The 405-nt window shown below is 62.2% G+C and carries 1 protein-coding gene; it reads right to left on the reverse strand.

Features of this window, described 5'->3' with window-relative positions; translation table 11 throughout:
* Positions 1-405 (reverse strand): cell cycle transcriptional regulator TrcR (locus FAP39_RS17425; RefSeq protein ID WP_138017635.1); only part of this gene is annotated, 405 nt, incomplete at both ends.

A 405-nucleotide genomic window follows, 5' to 3' on the forward strand; every position in this document is an offset into this window, starting at 1 on the left:
GTCACCGGATCCATCGGCGTCAGATTGGCCGAGTTCCAGTGGGTACGGTTGCGGATCTGCTCGATCGTCGACTTCGTCGTGCCGACGAGGCGCGAAACCTGCGCATCCTTCAGTTCCGGGTGGTTGCGCACCAGCCAGTAGATGGCGTTCGGACGATCCTGGCGCTTGGACACCGGCGTGTAACGCGGTCCCTTGCGCTTTGCTTCCGGAACGCGAACCTTGGGGTCTGCGAGCTTCAGCTTGTGGTTCGGGTCGGCTTCCGCCTTCGAGATTTCCTCGCGCGAAAGCTGGCCGGTCTGGACCGGATCGAGTCCCTTGATGCCCTGGTGCGATTCGCCATCGGCGATCGCCTTGATTTCCAGCGGGTGCATCTTGCAGAACTGGGCGATCTGGTCGAAGGAGAGC

Source organism: Shimia litoralis (genome assembly GCF_005518135.1).
GTDB classification, from domain to species: domain Bacteria; phylum Pseudomonadota; class Alphaproteobacteria; order Rhodobacterales; family Rhodobacteraceae; genus Shimia_E; species Shimia_E litoralis.